This window comes from Lentzea albida, assembly GCF_900111005.1.
Lineage (GTDB): Bacteria > Actinomycetota > Actinomycetes > Mycobacteriales > Pseudonocardiaceae > Lentzea > Lentzea albida.
On record NZ_FOFV01000006.1, the window covers coordinates 36,274 to 53,282 of the forward strand.

Genomic DNA, 17,009 nt, shown 5'->3' on the forward strand with positions numbered 1-17,009 from the left:
GACAAGTCATGATCAAGAACCGCGCGAACGGACCAGTTCCGAGATTTCTGCGGTAGTGGAGTCCACCCCGGAACAGCGAAGAGGGGACCTCACCGAGGCCCCCTCTTCGTCCAAGCAACGATCAGAGCGTCGAGTACAGCGGGTGCTTCGCCGCCAGCACCTCGACCCGGGCCCGCAGCTCCTCAACAGCCGCACCGGGCTTCAAGGCCTCCGCGATCACATCGGCGACCTCGGCGAAGTCGACCTCACCGAACCCGCGCGTGGCCAACGCCGGCGTGCCGATCCGCAGCCCCGACGTGACCATCGGCGGACGCGGGTCGTTCGGCACGGCGTTGCGGTTGACCGTGATGCCGATCTGGTGCAGCACGTCCTCGGCCTGCTTGCCGTCCAGCTCGGACGACACCAGGTCGACCAGGACCAGGTGCACGTCGGTGCCCCCGGTCAGCACCTTCACGCCGGCCGCGGCGACGTCGGCCTGCGACAGGCGGTCGGCCAGGATGCGGGCGCCCTCCAGCGTGCGGCGCTGGCGGTCCGCGAACTCCGGCGAGGCCGCGTGCTTGAACGCCACGGCCTTGGCCGCGATCACGTGCTCCAGCGGGCCGCCCTGCTGGCCGGGGAACACCGCGGAGTTGATCTTCTTGGCGATGTCCGCCTCGTTGGAGAGGATCACGCCGCCACGCGGGCCGCCGAGGGTCTTGTGGGTCGTGGTCGTCGTGACGTGCGCGTGCGGCACGGGCGACGGGTGCAGGCCCGCGGCGACGAGGCCCGCGAAGTGCGCCATGTCGACCATCAGGTAGGCCTCGACCGAGTCCGCGATGCGGCGGAACTCGGCGAAGTCCAGCTGACGCGGGTAGGCGGACCAGCCAGCGACGATCAGCTTGGGCCTGTGCTCCTGGGCCAGGCGCTCGACCTCGGCCATGTCGACGCGGCCGTCGCCGTCGGAGACGTGGTACGGCACGACGTTGTAGAGCTTGCCGGAGAAGTTGATGCGCATGCCGTGCGTCAGGTGGCCGCCGTGCGCCAGGTCCAGGCCCAGGATCGTGTCGCCGGGCTGCAACAGGGCGAACATGGCGGCCGCGTTGGCCTGCGCGCCGGAGTGCGGCTGGACGTTCGCGAAGCCGGCGCCGAAGAGCGACTTGATGCGCTCGATGGCGAGGCGTTCGACGACGTCCACGTGCTCGCAGCCGCCGTAGTAGCGGCGGCCGGGGTAGCCCTCGGCGTACTTGTTGGTCAGCACCGAGCCCTGGGCCTGCAGGACCGAGACGGGCGTGAAGTTCTCCGAGGCGATCATCTCGAGAGTGCCCTGCTGGCGTGCCAGCTCGGCCGCAACGGCCTCGGCCACCTCGGGGTCGTACTCCGCGAGGGAAGCGTTGAACTGGTCGGACATCTGGAAGATCTCCCTTACTTGGCGCGCTTGTAGAACGGAAGTGCGACGACCTCGACCGGCTGCTTCTTGCCGCGGACGTCCACCAGCAGTTGGGTGCCCGGCTCGGCACTGGCCTTGGTCACGTAGGCCATCGCGACGGAGTAGCCGAGGGTCGGGGACAGCGCGCCCGACGTCACCTCGCCCACGACCTCGTCGCCGTTCAGCACCGCGTAGCCGTGGCGCGGGGCGCGGCGCTCGGGGGTCTTCAGTCCGACCAGGACCGAGTCCACACCGGACTCCGCGACCTTGGTCAGGGCGTCGCGGCCCACGAAGTCGCCGGGCTTGTCGAGCTTCACGACGCGGCCCAGGTTCGCGTTGTACGGCGTGAGCGACGTCGTCAGCTCGTTGCCGTACAACGGCATCCCGGCTTCGAGGCGCAGCGTGTCGCGGCAGCCGAGACCGCACGGCTTGAGCTCGTGCGCCTCACCCGCGGCGAGCAGCGCCGCCCACACGGCGGACGCGTCAGCGGGCGCGACGAACAGCTCGAAGCCCTCCTCACCGGTGTAGCCGGTGCGGGCGAGCAGCGCGTCGACGCCGGCCACGGTGGACGGGTACGAGGCGTAGTACTTGACCGTCGACAGGTCCGTTTCGGTGAGACCCGAAAGGATCTCGACCGACTTCGGGCCCTGGATGGCGATGAGCGCGTAATCGGTCGACTTGTCCGTGACCACGGTGTCGAACCCGGCGGCGCGCTCGACCAGAGCTTCAGCCACCACTGAAGCGTTGGAGGCGTTCGCGACGACCATGAACTCCTCGTCGCCGAGGCGGTACACGATCAGGTCGTCGATCACGCCGCCGTCGGCCTGGGTGATCATCGTGTAGCGCGCCTTGCCGACGGCCAGCGCGGAGATGTGGCCGACCAGCGCGTGGTCGAGGGCCTCCCCCGCGGCCGGGCCGGTCAGCACGATCTCACCCATGTGCGTGAGGTCGAACAGGCCCGCGGTCGTGCGCACCGCGTGGTGCTCCGCGAGTTCGGACGAGTAGCGCAGCGGCATCCGCCAGCCCGCGAAGTCGGTGAACATCGCGCCGAGCTGCTCGTGCTCGGCGTTCAGAGGCGTGAGGCGGGACATCAGAACGCTCCTCCAGGGTGCGCCGAAGAGCCGGACGCGGCCGGCTGAGGCATCAGAAGAATGACACGGTCCATCGGAGACTCCTCACTAGAGCGAGCCTCCCCCTCTGTCATGAGCCTGAGAGCTTCACCACCGGAGTGGCTTGCACCGTGGGCGAGGCCGCCGAGCGGCCTGCTTTCCAGAGTTGCCTTCGTCGCGCGGTACTTGTACCTGAGAGATTCCGGGGAGGAGTTGCTCCTTCGGCGCTCCCACCGAAGGGAGCTCTCCCGCGCGACGTCAACGGCCGTGTTCAGTTGGTAGCCCCAGACGCTAGCAGGCCAAACGTCACAGCGGGACGCCCTGCGCCGTCTTCTCGACCACCTTGCGCTCCGCCCAGAACGACAGGAACGGCACGGTGCCGGCGAGCAGCACCAGCAGGGTGCCCTTGATCGACCAGCGCAGCTTGAGCGCCAGGTCGACGGAAATCACCAGGTAGATGGCGTAGAGGAAGCCGTGGACCGGGCCGACGACCTTCATCGCGCCACCCATGTCCGCGGCGTACTTGAGCACCATGGCCACGACCAGGAGCAGCAGGAAGACTCCGACCACGTAAGCCATGACCCTGAACCGGGTCAACGCACCCTTCATCTGCCCGCCTTCGCTCAACGACCGTCCCGCGCGTTGAGGTCCGCGAGCATGCGGTTGTAGGCCGCGAGCTCCGCGTCTTCTTCGTCGTCGAACTGCTCGACAGGCGCGGGTTTGACGGCGACAACCGTACTTACCGGCGCAGGGGCTGCTGCAACCGGCTCGGGTGAGAGAGCCTCGTCACGGCGTTCGCGCGCGAGCCTGCGGAAGCGCCACACCATGAAGAGCGGGAAGAGGCCGAAGAGCGGCCACTGGAGCACGTAGCCGAGGTTCTGGAACGTGCCGCTGGCGGACTCGAAGCGCTGCCACTGCCAGTACGCGAGCCCGCAACAGACGACCAGCGCCGCCAGACAGGCGAACGCGATCAGCACACGTTGGGGAGTAAGGAGGCCGCGCACGACCTCCACACTACTTGGGTGAGGCCTCCGCGAAGAGGAGGCCACCCGTGAAGGGAACTGCAGGGCTCCCGCCTCCGAGAGCCCGTTGCCGAACTACGCGACGCCGTCCCGGCGCTGCCTCTGCAGACGTGCGACGCACCAGGCCGCGGCCGAGCCACGGCGGAGGTGCTGGAGAACCGTCATCGGTCCCAGGCGCCGCCCGAGGTCGGCAGGCGTGAGGCCGGCCGCGCGGTAGTCGAGCGCGCGCTGGTCCAGCGGGCTGATGCCCGCGTCCCACCACTGCTCGGCCTCGGCGACGTCGCCCACCAGCTGCCAGTAGCTCGCCGCGGCGGCGAGCAGTGCCTCGGGTGCCTCCGGCGCCCGCTTGCGCATCGCGGCCACGTAGGCCGGATCCGCCGAGTCGACCTTGACCAAGCCACGCGACCCGCTCCTGCCTCCCCGCTGCACGGGGATGCCTGGCGCCGAGGGGGGAGCCTCCGCGAGCCACGCGTTCTTGATCCGGTTCACCTCCTGCATCTCTGCGTCATCAGACCGTTCAGCCGCCCACTGCTGCAACAGCTCGTGGACCCCGGAGTCCTCGACCATCAATGCCTCCTCGTCGGTCGGGGATCGGCCATTGCAGCGGAAGGTATTCGGTAGGTCTGACAATCGCCAGACCCTGAATCACCAGAACACCCGTTACCAGTGCGTGATTGGCCGCATTCCACCCGTCCGGCTCAACGCGGACGGCCGAAGATCACCGTCCGTCACTAGGCGAGAGGGGTGGCCGTCCCGAAGAGGCTCCTGACGAAGGTGATGATCGACTCCGCGCCCTGACGCAGCCAGCCGAGGACCTGCTGCACCGCCGAAGCGGACTGCTCGGGCTGGGTGATCAGGAGGAACAGCACCAGCGCGACGCCCGCCAGCACTAGCACCTTCTTGAGGTTCACAGGTACCTCTCCGTCCGTGTCGTCCACAGGTCGGGCGGCACGCCGCCCGTGTCACCCGTCATGGTCCCTCATTCACCCTTGCGATGAACAACGACCACGCCCAAGTCGTCCCAGGATCCACCAGCGACGCACGCCTGCACGGCGGCCAATGTCACCCGAATGGCGGCTAAAGAGGGGCGTCAGCAGCGCCGATGTCCTGGGCACGAGGTGAACACGGAGACCCTCGCATCCCACAGCTTGGAAGAGAGACTGTTGCACCGGGCCTCACCCGGATGCCGAACGCGCCCCATCACGCACCGTCACGCCCTCGTGGCGCAATAAAAGCGCGCCCAGGCATTATCCAATTACTCCAGACCGCCGCAGTTCCATAATTCGGTCTTCCGACACACCCATGTCGGCAAGCACTTCCCCGGTGTTCGCCCCGGCCGGGACCGGAGGCGTCGGAACGGCCGCCGGAGTGCGGTCGAACCGGGGCGCCGGAGCCGGGTGCAGAGCACCGCCCACGTCCACGAAAGTGTGGCGAGCCGCGTTGTACGGGTGATTCGCCGCCTCCGCGGGGGTCAGCACCGGCGCCAGGCACGCGTCCGTGCCCTCCGCGAGCTCGGCCCACTCGTCCCGCGACCGGGTCTTCACCGCCGCCGCGATGCGTTCCCGCAGCTCGGGCCAGTTCGCCGGGTCGTTGCGCGAGGGAGCGTCCTGCAGGCCCAGCACCCGCACCAGGTCCGCGTAGAACTTCTCCTCCAGCGCGCCCACCGCCACGTACCGCCCGTCCGCGGCCTCGTAGACGTCGTAGAACGGCACTCCACCGTCGAGCATGTTCTCGCCGCGGCCGCCGGACCACATGCCCGCGGAGCGCATCCCGTGCAGGAACGTCGTCAGCAACGCCGCCCCGTCGACCATCGCCGCGTCCACGACCTGGCCCCGCCCGGAACGTTCCCTTTCATACAGCGCGGCCAGGACGCCGAGGGCCAGCAGCAGCCCTCCCCCGCCGAAGTCGCCCAGCAGGTTGATGGGGAACGACGGCGGCCCGCCGGCCCGTCCCAGGGGCTCCAGCGCCCCGGCGACGGCGATGTAGTTGATGTCGTGCCCGGCGCGGTCGGCCAGGGGCCCGTCCTGGCCCCACCCGGTCATGCGCCCGTAGATGAGGCGCGGGTTGCGGGCGAGGCACTGCGCGGGGCCGATGCCCAGCCGTTCGGTGACGCCCGGCCGGAAACCCTCGATCAGCACGTCCGAGCGCTCGACCAGGCCCAGCACCAGCTCGGCGCCCTCGGGTTCGCGGGTGTCGATCGCGATCGAGCGCCGGCCGCGGGTGAGGAAGTCGCCGGGGACGGTCGAGCGGCTCCCCGGCTTGTGCACCTGGACCACGTCCGCGCCCAGGTCGGCCAGCACCATGGCGCCGAACGGCGCGGGCGCGAGCCCGGCCAGTTCGACGACCCGGAGTCCCGCCAGAGGGCCGCTCACAGGGACCTCGCGATGATTTCCTTCATGATCTCGTTCGTGCCGCCGTAGATCCGCTGGACGCGGGCGTCGGACCAGGCACGTGCGATCGGGTACTCGTTCATGTAGCCGTAGCCGCCGAAGAGCTGCACGCACTCGTCGACGACCCTGCTCAGCCGGTCGCTGGCCCACCACTTCGCCATCGCCGCGGTCGGCACGTCCAGTTCGCCGCGCAGGTGCTTCTCGACGCACTCGTCGATGAACGCCCTCGTCACGGACGCCTCGGTGGCGCACTCGGCGAGCTTGAAACGGGTGTTCTGGAACTTGATCAGCTCCTTGCCGAACGCCTTGCGCTCCCTCACGTACTTCAGCGTGAGGTCGACGGCGGCCTCGATGCCCGCGATGCAGCAGACCCCGATGATCAGACGCTCCTGCGGCAGCTGCTGCATGAGCTGGACGAACCCCTGGCCCTCCTGCCCGCCGAGGAGGTTCGCGGCGGGCACGCGGACGTCGTCGAAGAACAGCTCGGCGGTGTCCTGGCCCTTCATGCCGACCTTGTCGAGCACGCGGCCGCGCCGGATGTCGTTCTCGACGACGAGCAGCGAGATGCCGGTGGCGCCCTGCGACGGGTCGGTCTTGGCGACGACGATGACGAGGTCCGCGAGCGCGCCGTTGGTGATGAAGGTCTTCGAACCGTTGATGACGTACTCGTCGCCCTCGCGGATCGCCTTCGTGCGGATGCCCTGGAGGTCGGAGCCCGCGCCGGGTTCGGTCATCGCGATCGCGCCGACGTACTCGCCGGACGCGAGCTTGGGCAGCCAGCGCCGCTTCTGCTCCTCCGTGCCGTAGGAGTTGAGGTAGTGGGCGACGATGCCGCTGTGGACGCTGTTGCCCCACGAGCTGTCGCCGGCGCGCGCCTGCTCCTCCAGGAGCACGGCCTCGTGCGCGAACGTGCCGCCACCGCCGCCGTACTCCTCGGGGATGCTCAGGCACAGCAGCCCGAGCTCGCCCGCCTTCGTCCAGAGGTCGCGGTCGACCTGCTTCTGCTCGGCGAAGCGTTCGGCGTTCGGCGTGACCTCCTTCTCGAAGAACGTGCGCGCGAGCTGGCGCAACTGGTCCAGGTCGCTGTCCATCCACCGCGATCGACGCTCTGCCATGCGGTCCACGAAACCACCGCGCGATGATCCACACCATGACCGCCGCGCCAGGGCGTCACCCGAAAATCTGAGCGAAATTCCCACCCCGTCGTCCAGACTGGTCGGTATGCAGATCCATCAGGTCGCGCCGGACGAGTGGCGGCTGTGGCGGGACATCCGCCTGGAGGCGCTGTCCAGCGACCCCGAGGAGTTCGGGTCGACGCTGGCGGTCGAGCAGGGGTTCGACGACGCCGAGTGGCGGGAACGCGCGGCCGAGGGCCTCAAGGTCGTCGCGCTCGACGACGAACCCGTCGCCCTGGTCGCGGCCACCGCGAAGCCGGAGGGGCTCTACCTCTACTCGATGTGGGTGCGGCCGTCGCACCGCGGGCGCGGACTCGGGGAAGGCCTGCTCAAGGCCGTTCTCGAGTGGGCGGTGGAGGAGGGCTGGAAGGTCGTGCGACTGCGCGTGTGGGTCGACAACCTGCCCGCGCGCAGGCTCTACGAGCGGCTCGGGTTCGTCGAGACGGAGGATCCCGAGTACCTGCAGCTCGCGGTGAGCTAATCGGTCACCCTTCACGGTCATGGCCAGGTCCGGGGAGCGGGCCTAGCGTGGTGTCATGAGCGAAGCCTTGATCTTCGACGCGGTGCGCACGCCGCGCGGCAAGGGCAAGCGCGGGGCGCTGCACAGCGTCAAGCCCGTCGAGCTGGCCGCCGGTGTGCTGCGCGCCCTGTCCGAACGCAACTCCCTCGACACCTCCGCGGTGGACGACGTCGTGTTCGGCGTCGTGTCCCCGCTCGGCGAGCAGGGCGGCGACATCGCCCGCACGGCGCTGCTGGCCGCCGGGTGGGACCAGCGTCCCGCCGGTGTGCAGCTCAACCGGTTCTGCGCCTCGGGCCTCGAGTCCGTGAACCTCGCCGCGGCCAAGGTCGCGTCCGGGTTCGAGGACCTCGTGGTGGCCGGTGGCGTCGAGTCGATGTCGCGCGTGCCCATGGGCTCCGACGGCGGCGCGTGGGCGATCGACCCGCAGACGAACTTCGACCTCTCGTTCGTGCCGCAGGGCGTCTCGGCCGACCTGATCGCGACGCTCGAGGGCTTCTCCCGCACGGACGTCGACTCCTGGGCCGCCCGATCGCACGCCCGCGCGTTCGAGGCGCAGAAGAACGGCTGGTTCGAGCGGTCCGTCGTGCCGGTCGTCGACCAGAACGGCACGGTGGTGCTCAAGGAGGACGAGACGATCCGTCCCGAGTCCACCGTGGAGTCCCTCGGCAGGCTCAAGCCGAGCTTCCAGTTCCACGGCGACCTCGGCTACGACACCGTCGCGATCGACCGCTACCCCACCGTCGAACGCATCAGCCACGTGCACACGCCGGGCAACTCGTCGCAGATCGTCGACGGCTCCGCCGCGATGCTGATCGGCTCCGCGGCGGCGGGCAAGGCGCTCGGCCTGACCCCGCGCGCCCGGATCGTCTCCGTGGCCGTCGTGGGCACCGAGCCGACGATCATGCTCACCGGGCCGGCGCCGTCCGCGCGCAAGGCGCTCGACAAGGCGGGCCTCTCGGTCGAGGACATCGACCTGTTCGAGGTCAACGAGGCGTTCTCGTCGGTCGTGCTGAAGTTCCTGCGGGACATGAACATCCCCGAGGACAAGGTCAACGTCAACGGCGGCGCGATCGCGCTCGGCCACCCGCTCGGCGCCACCGGCTGCATGATCCTCGGCACGCTGCTCGACGAGCTGGAGCGCCGGGACCTGCGCCGGGGCCTCGCCACGCTGTGCGTGGGCGGCGGCATGGGTATCGCGACGATCATCGAGAGGGTCTGAGGCATGCCGTTCCACTACGACAAGGACGCGGACGGCATCGTCACCCTGACGATGGACATGTCCGGCTCCGCCAACGTCATGAACGACGAGTACCGCGACCTGATGGGCGACGCGGTCTCGAAGCTCGAGGGCGACGACATCACCGGCGTGGTCATCACGTCCGCCAAGAAGACGTTCTTCGCCGGTGGCGACCTGAACGTGCTGATCTCGATCACCCCGGAGAACGCCTCACAGGCGCTCGACGGCGTCGAGGAGCTCAAGTCGCAGCTGCGGCGACTGGAGAAGCTCGGCAAGCCGGTCGTGGCCGCCATCAACGGCACCGCGCTCGGCGGCGGGTTCGAGATCGCGCTCGCCTCGCACCACCGGATCCTGTTGAACGACAACGGCATCCGCGTCGGCCTGCCCGAGGCGACGCTCGGCCTGCTGCCCGGCGGCGGTGGCGTCACGCGCATGGTGCGGCTGCTCGGCGTGCAGAAGGCGTTGCCATTGCTCATGGAGGGCAAGCAGCTGCGTCCGGAACGCGCGCTGCAGGCCGGCATCGTGCACCGGCTCGTGGACACGCGCGAGGAGCTGATCTCCGAGGCGATCGCGTGGATCAAGGCGAACCCGGCGCCGACGCAGCCGTGGGACGTGCAGGGCGCGGGCGTGCCGGACCTGAAGTTCGGCGACCCCAACAGTTACGGGCTCTTGGCCGCCGCTCCCGCCGTGCTGAGCAAGAAGACGCACGGCGTGTACCCGGCGCAGGAGAAGATCATGGCGACGGCCGTCGAAGGCGCCTTCGTCGACTTCGACACGGCGCTGAAGATCGAGGGCCGCTACTTCCTGGAACTGGCCTCCGGTCAGGTCTCCAAGAACATGATCACGGCGTTCTGGTTCAACCTCAACGAGGTCAACGGCCGCGCCTCCGCCACCGGCAAGCGCGTCTCGAAGCTCGGTGTGCTGGGCGCGGGCATGATGGGCGCCGGAATCGCCGAGGTGTCCGCGAAGGCCGGCATCGAGGTGGTCCTGAAGGACGTCAGCCTCGAAGGCGCCCAGAAGGGCGCTCAGGGCCTGGAAGGCATCACGCCGACCGACTCCGACGACGACCTCGCGGGCTGCGACCTGATCATCGAGGCCGTCTTCGAGAACCGCGAGCTGAAGAACAAGGTCCTGCCCGCGGCCGAGGAGAAGGCGCTGCCGGACGCGGTGATCGCGTCCAACACCTCCACGCTGCCGATCACCGGCCTCGCGTCGGCCGTGGCCGCGCCGGAGCGGTTCATCGGCCTGCACTTCTTCTCCCCCGTGCCGAAGATGCGGCTCGTGGAGATCATCCGCGGCGAGAAGACGTCCGAGGAGACGCTCCAGCGCGCGCTGGACTACGTGCGGCAGATCGGGAAGACGCCGATCGTGGTCAACGACTCGCGCGGTTTCTACACCTCGCGGACGTTCGGCACGTACGTGATCGAGGCGATCACGATGCTGGCCGAGGGCGTGGCGCCGGCGTTGATCGAGAACGTCGCGAAGAAGTCCGGCATGGCCGTGGGCCCGCTGGCGGTGTCGGACGAGGTGACGCTGTCGCTGCAGCTCAAGATCCACGACCAGACGCTCGCCGACGACCCGACGCTCGTGTCGGACAGCCCGGCCTACGACCTGATCCGCGAGCTGGTGTCGTTGGGACGCAGCGGCAAGTCGACCGGCGCGGGCTTCTACGAGTACCCCTCGGACGGGTCGAAGAAGTTCCTGTGGCCCGAGCTCACCACCCGGTACGCGAAGGCCGACGCGGGTGTGTCCGAACAGGACGTGCGCGACCGGCTGCTGTTCGTGCAGTCGCTGGAGACCGTGCGGTGCCTGGACGAGGGCGTGCTGACGTCCGTGGCGGACGCGAACATCGGCTCGATCTTCGGGTTCGGGTTCGCGCCGTGGAGCGGTGGCACGCTGCAGTTCATCAACTCCTACGGCGTGCAGGCGTTCGTGGAGCGCGCGGACTACCTCGCGGACACGTACGGGGAGCGGTTCCGTCCCCCGGCCTCGCTGCGGGAGCGCGACAAGTTTTAGGCACGGTAGGAGCCGGGTGACGACCCGGTCCAGCGTTTGAAAGCACGGTGGAAGGCGCTCGCCTCGGAGAACCCGAGGCGCAGCGCCAACTCCTCCACCGACTCCCCGCCCCGCACGAGCGAGGCCACCGCCTGGTCGCGCAGCAGCTGCTCGCGCACCTCGCGGAACGACGTCCCCTCGGCGGCGAGCCTGCGCCGCAACGTCGGCGCCGACACCCCCAGCTGGGCCGCCACGGCCTCCAGTCCCGTCACGCCGCGCCCGAGCAACCGCCGCACGTGACCCGCCGTGTCCGCGCCGTGGTCCCTGCGCGACAACAGCTCCGCCGGCGAGTGCCGCAGGAACCGCCGCAGCGCCGCCTCGTCCTGCACGACCGGCATGCGCAGGAACTTCGGGTCGAACGCGATCGTGGTGGCCGGCGCGTCGAAGCGCAGCGGGCAGCCGAAGATCAGGTGGTACTCGGCGGCGTGCGACGGCTCCGGGTAGGCGAACTCGGCGCTCTGCAACGGGATGCGGCGGCCGATGAGCCACGACGAGAAGCGGTGCCACAACACGAGAAGCGACTCGGTCAGGAAGTGGTCCGGGTCGCCGGGGATGTGCAGCGTGAAGCGGCCGCCGTCGAGCGACAGCTCCAGCGGCTCGTCGAAGAGCGCGTAGAACGCGAGACCCCTCTTGAGCGCTGCTTCGAGGTCCGGGCAGTGCACGGAGAGCAGGCACATCATGGCGAACGTGCCGCGCTTGGACGGCCGCGGCCCGAAGCCCATGAACTCGTCGTCGAGGACTTCCCACAGCGTCTGGATGAACTTCGTGTACTGGGCGGGCGTGACGCGCGCCCGGTCGTCCGCGAGGAGGCTGGGCGGGATGCCAGCACCGTGCAGGACGGCGGACGGCTCCGGGCACGCGCGGAGCGCCGCGCGCACGTAGTGGATCGCCACCGTCCTGGAGTGCACGAACCACAGTAAACGCCACCGGCGGTGACGCGGCTCCGGGGAGAGCAGGAGTCGCGTCACCGCCGCAGTGGGCCCATCCAGTGAGCCGTGCTCCTTGTCGACGGGGCTTCCGCACGCCCATCGACAAGGGACGATGTGGTGTTGTTGACGTTAACGCTATGTGGTCTAGACCAGGAAAGTCAATACTGCGAAGAGCCCAGTCCGAAGTGGATGTTTCAGGCTTGTTCCAGTGGCGCTACGGCGAAGCCGGCACTGAACCGCTGGCACCAGATCACCACGCTCCGAATGGTGGACACGTCCACGCCCGCGGGAATTTCGTACACCTGGTCGCCACGGTTCCCCTTCAACTTGCCGAGGCTGGTGAATCCCTCACCGAACTTCTTCTCCGGCGAGCTCGACGGGTGCGGCGAGAGGTAAACGTACAGGTCAGGGCCGTCGCTGGTGTCCAGAGAAGCGAACTGGACCGAATGCGCGCCACCCGGCAGCGAGATCAGGCTCGCCTTACCGGTGGTCGCGTGCTCGAGCGAGCGCCACTGCCCCATCGCCACCTCCTTCGCCGTTTCGACAGGCGACTCGGCGGACGTCTCGGCGACCGCGGAGGTACTCGTCGACACGGGCGCGGGAGGCACGAGCAAGGCGTCGTGCGTTTCGCGAACCGTGAGCAGCCGCCACGGCTGGAACAGGTACAGCCCCACCCCGAGCGCGACGACCAGGAAAACTGAGACGGGGATCAGAAATCGACGACTGCGCATACGGAAAATAGTGGCGCAAACCGGACCGAAAAGAGCTTACGGAGTTGTTAGGGTGCCGCCGTGGCGACACAGGCGAGGATCGGCCAGGCCGTGCTCGGCGTCCTGATGGTCGGCTGCGCGCTGACGGGCCTCTTCCCCAGACCGGTCCCGCTCCTCTTCGCCATCGCCGCGGTGGGCACGGCCAACGCCGCGTTCCCGGCCATGCGCACGTTCGGCTCCGCTCTGCTCGGCGGCGTGGCGGCCGCCTCCATCGCCCTCTCCTCGGTTCCGTTCGTCACCTGCTCGTCGGAACGCTTCACCGAGGTGTTCACCTGCTCGGGTGACGCTCCGACGTGGCACCTGACCGGAACCGTGCTGGTGGCAGGCCTTTCCGGGGCCAGTTTGGTACTCGCCCGGATCACAGTTCAGTGACGGTGATCACTCAACCGGGGCCATCAGGGAGCCGATAAGGCATTCAGTCGAGCGTTCTCCCGCAACCGGTCCACCCGGTACTGTGCCGAGAGCGTGATCGATCGACTTCACACCGTGAGCATCTAGAGGAGGACCGCTGTGCGCGCACTGTGGGCCGCAGGTGGTTCCGCTGTGCTCGGGTCAGCGTTGCTCGGCGTGCTGGTGGGCATGGCGTTCCACGGAGCGGCAGGTGAGGACCCGCTGAGCAGAACACCCGCTTCCAGCTGGATCACGTCGACTTCCAGCACCGCACCGAGCACGACGGAGAGCTCGACCCCGACCAGCAGCGAATCGCCGAGCTCGAGCCCGACCCCGAGCACGCAGCAGAGCCCGAAGAAGACCACCCCGCCCCCGGCGGCGACGAACCCCGACCAGCAGCCGACGACGACGCCGGCACCCACGACCACGGCAGCGCCGTCCTCGTCGGGGTGGCCGTGCAGTCCCCTGAACCCGTTGCCACCGCCCACCTGCAAGAACATGGGCGGCTGACACGTCTCGGCCCCCGCCGGGCTGTGCCGGGCGGGGGCCGAGACGCAGCTCAGGCGGACTCGCGCCGCACCAGCACCGTGGGCAGCATCTGCTGCTTGCGCTTCACGGTCTCATCCCGCAGCAGCTTCATCAGGTGCTCGACCATGTGGGCGACCTGCTCGTCGGAGTCCTGCCGAACGGAGGTCAACGGCGGTGAGGTGTGCTCCGCTATCGCCACGTGGTCGTCGAACCCGACCACGGCGACGTCCTGCGGCACGCGCTTCCCGGCCTCCTGCAAGGTCTCCAGCGCCCCCGCGGCCATCAGGTCGGAGGCCACGAACACGGCGTCGAGGTTCGGGATCTTGTTCAGCAGGACGGACATGGCCTTGCGCCCGCCCTCGCGCGTGAAGCCGCCGTCCTCGACGAACCGCGCGACTCCCTTGTCGTCCAACGACAGGGCGGACTTGAAGCCGTTCAGGCGGTCTATGGCCGACAGCTCGTCCAGCGGGCCGGAAACGTGAACGATCTTCTTGCGGCCGAGCGACTTCAGGTGCTCGGTGGCGAGGACCGCGCCACCCTCGTTGTCGTTGTCCACGAGGTGCATGCCGCGCAACGAACCCCACGGCTTGCCGGCGTACACGACCGGGAGCGGCAGCTTCTTCACGATCGAGACCAGCTCGTCGTTGCGGTGCGGCGCGAAGACCAGGGCGCCGTCGACGTGGCCGCCTGCGAGGAAGCGGTGTGCGCGCGCCTGGTCGTCCGGCGAGTGCACGAGCATGAGCACCATCTGCACGTCGACGTCCGCGAGAGCGCGCGCTCCCGCACGGATCAGGCGGGCGAAGTGCGGGTCATCGAAGATCTTGGGTTCCGGTTCGGAGAAGAGCACGGCGACGGCGCCGGTGCGGCGGGTGACCAACGCCCGCGCGGCGCGGTTCGGCTGGTAGCCCAGCGCCGACACGGCCGCGTTGACCGCCTCCAGCGCTTCCGGGCTCACGCGCGGTGACGCGTTCAGCACTCGTGACGCCGTGGCGCGGGAAACCCCTGCCCTCGCGGCAACGTCTTCCAACGTCGGACGCGCGTGGTTGGACACGAGCACCACCACTCCTCGATGAAAACCTTTGAGTCGCTAAGCAGCTTAGCCCCAAGCGATCTCCGAGGAGGGTTTCCGCGCTGTTCATCGTGTTTTTTCGGCTATGACCCCAGCACCCCGCGCCCTCACACCGGTCGCACCAGGCGTGATCGAAACGCGGAGAAGACCGTCCTCCCGGCGTGTCGTGGCGGGGAGACCGGCGCGGCCGGCGGTCCGGACGAGCGCCGACTCCGAGGGCAGGCACCACGCGACGAGCTCGGAGAAACCGGCGGCGCGGGCGTCCGCGGCCAGCGCGCTCAGCAGTGCCGTTCCGACGCCACGGCGTTGCCAGGCGTCCTCGACCAGCAGCGAGATCTCGGCGCACTCCGGTGTTCCGGTGTGGATGAGTTGCCCGAGGGCCACGACCTGGTCCCCGCCCTGCGCGAGGACCGTGGTGCCGCGCGGTGGGTTGAGCAGGCGGTGCACCCAGCGGCGGGGCAGCGCGCGCATGCCGGAGTGGTAGCGGTTGAACAGGGTCTTCATCGAACAGCGGGAGTGCAGGCCCGACACGAGGTCCTCGTCGGAGGCGGAACCGGGGCGCAGGACGAGAGCCGCGCCGTCGTCGAGGACGGTCGCCCGCATCGTGGGCGCGGGGACGTCGACGAGGTCGAGCAACGCCTGCGCGCGCGTGAGTTCCACCTCCGTGAACCGGGCCCAGCCGCGCCGGGCGGCCCACTCTCCCAACTGGACCTGGCCGTCCGCGGCCTCCCCCGCGGTCACCGAGTCCGCGGCCAGCACCTGGCGGAGCGCCTCCCCCGTCCGCGACGGGTCGGCCAGCGCGATCCGGGCCGCCCGCAGCGCCGCCGTCGGTTCGTCCACCAGTTCCTTCAGGTCCGCGGTGGTGATCCCGACGCGTTTGCCGCCCTCGGACCGCACGGCGTCGACGAGGTCCGCGGGCAGCACGCCCTCACCGGCCCGCACCACGATCTCGTCCAGCACACCGCCGGGCACGGGGATCACGTGCAACGCGAGGACGTTGCAGTCTGCTGCGGCCAGCCGGACGGTGACGCGGGCGAGCGCGCCGGGGCTGTCGCTGAGTTCGAAGCGCAAGCGCCAGGTCGTCGTCATGACGTCAAGAGTTCATGGAACTTGTTGCCGCGAGACGAACCACGGGTAAAACGATCCTCATAGGGTCGCGGGATGAGGAGAACACTGGCCGTAGGCCTCACCCTGCTCACCGTCACGGCACTGGCCACGCCCACCACCGCGGCACCTCAGGCGGCCGGCGAGAAGGGCCCGAAGCGGGCCGCGCTGACGAACTTCGCCTTCCTCCCGGCGGAGACGTACCTGCCCGGCAGCGAACCGAGCGGCGCGGCACTGGGGACCGCCCCGATCAACGGTGTCACGCCGCCGTTCGCGGACCAGCCGATCCAGGGCTTCAGCGGTCTCGTCCGCAACGGCGACGGCACGTTCGACGCGATCTCCGACAACGGGTACGGCGCGAAGGCCAACAGCGCGGACTTCCTGCTGCGCATCCACCGCATCGCGCCCGACTTCGCGAAGGGCACCGTCGACGTGCTCGGCGGCGTCACGCTGACCGACCCGCACGGCCACATCCCGTTCCCGCTCACCCGGCAGGACCGGGTGATCACCGGCGCGGACCTCGACGTCGAGTCCGTCACGCGCGGCGCCGACGGCACCTACTGGATGGGCGACGAGTTCGGCCCGTACCTGCTGCACTTCGACCGCGCGGGCCGGCTGCTCGCCCCGCCCGTGCCGCTGCCGGGCGTGCGCGCCCCCGAGAACCCCGCCGGCAACCCGAACCTCGGCGGCAGCAAGGGTTTCGAGGGCATCACGCTCTCGCCGGACGGCAAGAGGATCAACGCGCTGCTGGAGGGCACCGTCGCCGGTGACGCCCCGGGCACCCTGCGCCTCAACGAGTTCGACGTCGCCTCCAACTCGTTCACCGGCAAGACCTGGCGCTACCGGCTGGAGGACCCGTCCTTCGCGATCGGTGACGCCATCGCGGTCGACGCCAACCGCCTGCTGATCATCGAGCGGGACAACGGCCAGGGCGCCGCCGCGCTGGTCAAGCGCGTGTACCTGGCGGACAAGCGGGACCGCGACCGCGACGGCGAGCTCGACAAGACCCTCGTCGCCGACCTGCTGGACCTCGCCAACCCGAAGCACGTCGGCGGCCAGGCGGACCCGTTCCGCTTCCCGTTCGTCACGATCGAGGACGTCACCATCCTCGACGACCGCACGATCGCGGTGCTCAACGACAACAACTTCCCGTCGTCGTCGGGCCGCACCCCGGGCAAGCCGGACAACAACGAGTTCATCACCATCAGGCTGGGCGAGAGCCTGCACGCCGACCCGCGGGTGCTGCGCAGGCGTTAGACGAGAGAGCGCTCCCACCTGCGGCACGGAGGTGTCCGCAGGTGGGAGC

General features: G+C 69.4%; 18 protein-coding genes and 2 riboswitches. Of the genes, 5 read left to right on the plus strand and 13 right to left on the minus strand.

The window, feature by feature from the left end; all coding sequences use genetic code 11:
* Positions 1-121: 121 nt before the first annotated feature.
* The 8 genes from glyA to BMY74_RS17050 all read right to left on the minus strand — a co-directional run bounded on the left by glyA (position 122) and on the right by BMY74_RS17050 (position 7,041).
* Entirely contained in the window at positions 122-1,387 is a 1,266-nt protein-coding gene (glyA, locus tag BMY74_RS17015; RefSeq protein ID WP_089917091.1) for a serine hydroxymethyltransferase, read from the minus strand.
* Between the two features lie 14 nt (positions 1,388-1,401).
* A complete protein-coding gene (gcvT, locus tag BMY74_RS17020) occupies positions 1,402-2,496 on the minus strand; it encodes a glycine cleavage system aminomethyltransferase GcvT (RefSeq protein ID WP_089917094.1) in 1,095 nt (364 codons plus the stop codon).
* A gap of 99 nt (positions 2,497-2,595) precedes the next feature.
* A riboswitch (glycine riboswitch) is annotated at positions 2,596-2,683 on the minus strand.
* Position 2,684: 1 nt separating this feature from the next.
* A riboswitch (glycine riboswitch) is annotated at positions 2,685-2,775 on the minus strand.
* 45 nt (positions 2,776-2,820) lie between these two features.
* Positions 2,821-3,123, minus strand: a complete 303-nt coding sequence (locus BMY74_RS17025; protein ID WP_089917097.1) for a DUF3817 domain-containing protein — start codon at positions 3,121-3,123, stop codon at positions 2,821-2,823.
* Between the two features lie 14 nt (positions 3,124-3,137).
* A complete protein-coding gene (locus BMY74_RS17030; RefSeq protein WP_245786188.1) occupies positions 3,138-3,491 on the minus strand; it encodes a hypothetical protein in 354 nt (117 codons plus the stop codon).
* 120 nt (positions 3,492-3,611) lie between these two features.
* The gene (locus tag BMY74_RS17035) at positions 3,612-4,103 is read right to left on the minus strand and encodes a transcriptional regulator (protein ID WP_089917100.1); all 492 of its coding nucleotides are present in this window, start codon (positions 4,101-4,103) and stop codon (positions 3,612-3,614) included.
* 164 nt (positions 4,104-4,267) lie between these two features.
* Positions 4,268-4,447, minus strand: coding sequence for a hypothetical protein (locus BMY74_RS17040; protein WP_177229788.1), 180 nt, complete (start codon positions 4,445-4,447; stop codon positions 4,268-4,270).
* A gap of 336 nt (positions 4,448-4,783) precedes the next feature.
* Positions 4,784-5,908, minus strand: a complete 1,125-nt coding sequence (locus tag BMY74_RS17045; protein WP_089917103.1) for a CaiB/BaiF CoA transferase family protein — start codon at positions 5,906-5,908, stop codon at positions 4,784-4,786.
* Positions 5,905-7,041 carry an acyl-CoA dehydrogenase family protein gene (locus tag BMY74_RS17050; RefSeq protein WP_089917666.1) on the minus strand — a complete coding sequence of 379 codons (1,137 nt, stop codon included), beginning with the start codon at positions 7,039-7,041 and terminating at the stop codon, positions 5,905-5,907. The genes BMY74_RS17045 and BMY74_RS17050 overlap by 4 nt, the downstream gene beginning before the upstream one ends.
* Positions 7,042-7,147: 106 nt before the next feature.
* Between BMY74_RS17050 and BMY74_RS17055 the strand changes: the two genes are divergently transcribed.
* From BMY74_RS17055 to BMY74_RS17065, 3 genes are read left to right on the plus strand one after another with little or no spacing between them, the layout of a single operon-like run.
* Positions 7,148-7,582, plus strand: a complete 435-nt coding sequence (locus BMY74_RS17055) for a GNAT family N-acetyltransferase (protein ID WP_089917105.1) — start codon at positions 7,148-7,150, stop codon at positions 7,580-7,582.
* Positions 7,583-7,637: 55 nt separating this feature from the next.
* Positions 7,638-8,840 (plus strand): acetyl-CoA C-acetyltransferase, encoded by a 1,203-nt coding sequence (locus BMY74_RS17060; protein ID WP_089917106.1) that lies wholly within the window; start codon positions 7,638-7,640, stop codon positions 8,838-8,840.
* A gap of 3 nt (positions 8,841-8,843) precedes the next feature.
* Entirely contained in the window at positions 8,844-10,874 is a 2,031-nt protein-coding gene (locus tag BMY74_RS17065; RefSeq protein ID WP_089917108.1) for a 3-hydroxyacyl-CoA dehydrogenase NAD-binding domain-containing protein, read from the plus strand.
* Here BMY74_RS17065 and BMY74_RS17070 read toward each other — a convergent pair.
* Together BMY74_RS17070 and BMY74_RS17075 are read right to left on the minus strand one after the other, a co-directional pair.
* Positions 10,871-11,821, minus strand: coding sequence for an AraC family transcriptional regulator (locus BMY74_RS17070; protein WP_089917109.1), 951 nt, complete (start codon positions 11,819-11,821; stop codon positions 10,871-10,873). The genes BMY74_RS17065 and BMY74_RS17070 overlap by 4 nt on opposite strands.
* 215 nt (positions 11,822-12,036) lie before the next feature.
* Positions 12,037-12,573 (minus strand): DM13 domain-containing protein, encoded by a 537-nt coding sequence (locus BMY74_RS17075; RefSeq protein ID WP_089917111.1) that lies wholly within the window; start codon positions 12,571-12,573, stop codon positions 12,037-12,039.
* Positions 12,574-12,633: 60 nt separating this feature from the next.
* On the opposite strand from BMY74_RS17075, the gene BMY74_RS17080 reads away from it, so the two are divergent.
* Positions 12,634-12,984 carry a hypothetical protein gene (locus tag BMY74_RS17080; RefSeq protein ID WP_089917112.1) on the plus strand — a complete coding sequence of 117 codons (351 nt, stop codon included), beginning with the start codon at positions 12,634-12,636 and terminating at the stop codon, positions 12,982-12,984.
* A 122-nt stretch (positions 12,985-13,106) separates the two neighbouring features.
* Here BMY74_RS17080 and BMY74_RS17085 read toward each other — a convergent pair whose 3' ends face one another.
* From BMY74_RS17085 to BMY74_RS17095, 3 genes are all read right to left on the minus strand, one after another.
* The gene (locus BMY74_RS17085) at positions 13,107-13,502 is read right to left on the minus strand and encodes a hypothetical protein (protein WP_089917114.1); all 396 of its coding nucleotides are present in this window, start codon (positions 13,500-13,502) and stop codon (positions 13,107-13,109) included.
* A 59-nt stretch (positions 13,503-13,561) separates the two neighbouring features.
* Positions 13,562-14,587: a LacI family DNA-binding transcriptional regulator gene (locus BMY74_RS17090; protein WP_089917668.1), complete on the minus strand. Its 1,026-nt coding sequence runs from the start codon at positions 14,585-14,587 to the stop codon at positions 13,562-13,564.
* Between the two features lie 78 nt (positions 14,588-14,665).
* Positions 14,666-15,688 carry a GNAT family N-acetyltransferase gene (locus BMY74_RS17095; RefSeq protein ID WP_089917116.1) on the minus strand — a complete coding sequence of 341 codons (1,023 nt, stop codon included), beginning with the start codon at positions 15,686-15,688 and terminating at the stop codon, positions 14,666-14,668.
* Between the two features lie 72 nt (positions 15,689-15,760).
* On the opposite strand from BMY74_RS17095, the gene BMY74_RS17100 reads away from it, so the two are divergent.
* Positions 15,761-16,960 carry an esterase-like activity of phytase family protein gene (locus BMY74_RS17100; RefSeq protein ID WP_089917118.1) on the plus strand — a complete coding sequence of 400 codons (1,200 nt, stop codon included), beginning with the start codon at positions 15,761-15,763 and terminating at the stop codon, positions 16,958-16,960.
* Positions 16,961-17,009: the final 49 nt, after the last annotated feature.

What these genes read in the sequence shown, in the direction of transcription:
- glyA (WP_089917091.1), bottom strand. Translation starts at nt 1,387, where the DNA reads ATGTCCGACCAGTTCAACGCTTCCCTCGCGGAGTACGACCCCGAGGTG.
- gcvT (WP_089917094.1), bottom strand. Translation starts at nt 2,496, where the DNA reads ATGTCCCGCCTCACGCCTCTGAACGCCGAGCACGAGCAGCTCGGCGCG.
- BMY74_RS17025 (WP_089917097.1), bottom strand. Translation starts at nt 3,123, where the DNA reads ATGAAGGGTGCGTTGACCCGGTTCAGGGTCATGGCTTACGTGGTCGGA.
- BMY74_RS17035 (WP_089917100.1), bottom strand. Translation starts at nt 4,103, where the DNA reads ATGGTCGAGGACTCCGGGGTCCACGAGCTGTTGCAGCAGTGGGCGGCT.
- BMY74_RS17050 (WP_089917666.1), bottom strand. Translation starts at nt 7,041, where the DNA reads ATGGCAGAGCGTCGATCGCGGTGGATGGACAGCGACCTGGACCAGTTG.
- BMY74_RS17055 (WP_089917105.1), top strand. Translation starts at nt 7,148, where the DNA reads ATGCAGATCCATCAGGTCGCGCCGGACGAGTGGCGGCTGTGGCGGGAC.
- BMY74_RS17060 (WP_089917106.1), top strand. Translation starts at nt 7,638, where the DNA reads ATGAGCGAAGCCTTGATCTTCGACGCGGTGCGCACGCCGCGCGGCAAG.
- BMY74_RS17065 (WP_089917108.1), top strand. Translation starts at nt 8,844, where the DNA reads ATGCCGTTCCACTACGACAAGGACGCGGACGGCATCGTCACCCTGACG.
- BMY74_RS17075 (WP_089917111.1), bottom strand. Translation starts at nt 12,573, where the DNA reads ATGCGCAGTCGTCGATTTCTGATCCCCGTCTCAGTTTTCCTGGTCGTC.
- BMY74_RS17085 (WP_089917114.1), bottom strand. Translation starts at nt 13,502, where the DNA reads ATGTTCTTGCAGGTGGGCGGTGGCAACGGGTTCAGGGGACTGCACGGC.
- BMY74_RS17095 (WP_089917116.1), bottom strand. Translation starts at nt 15,688, where the DNA reads ATGACGACGACCTGGCGCTTGCGCTTCGAACTCAGCGACAGCCCCGGC.
- BMY74_RS17100 (WP_089917118.1), top strand. Translation starts at nt 15,761, where the DNA reads ATGAGGAGAACACTGGCCGTAGGCCTCACCCTGCTCACCGTCACGGCA.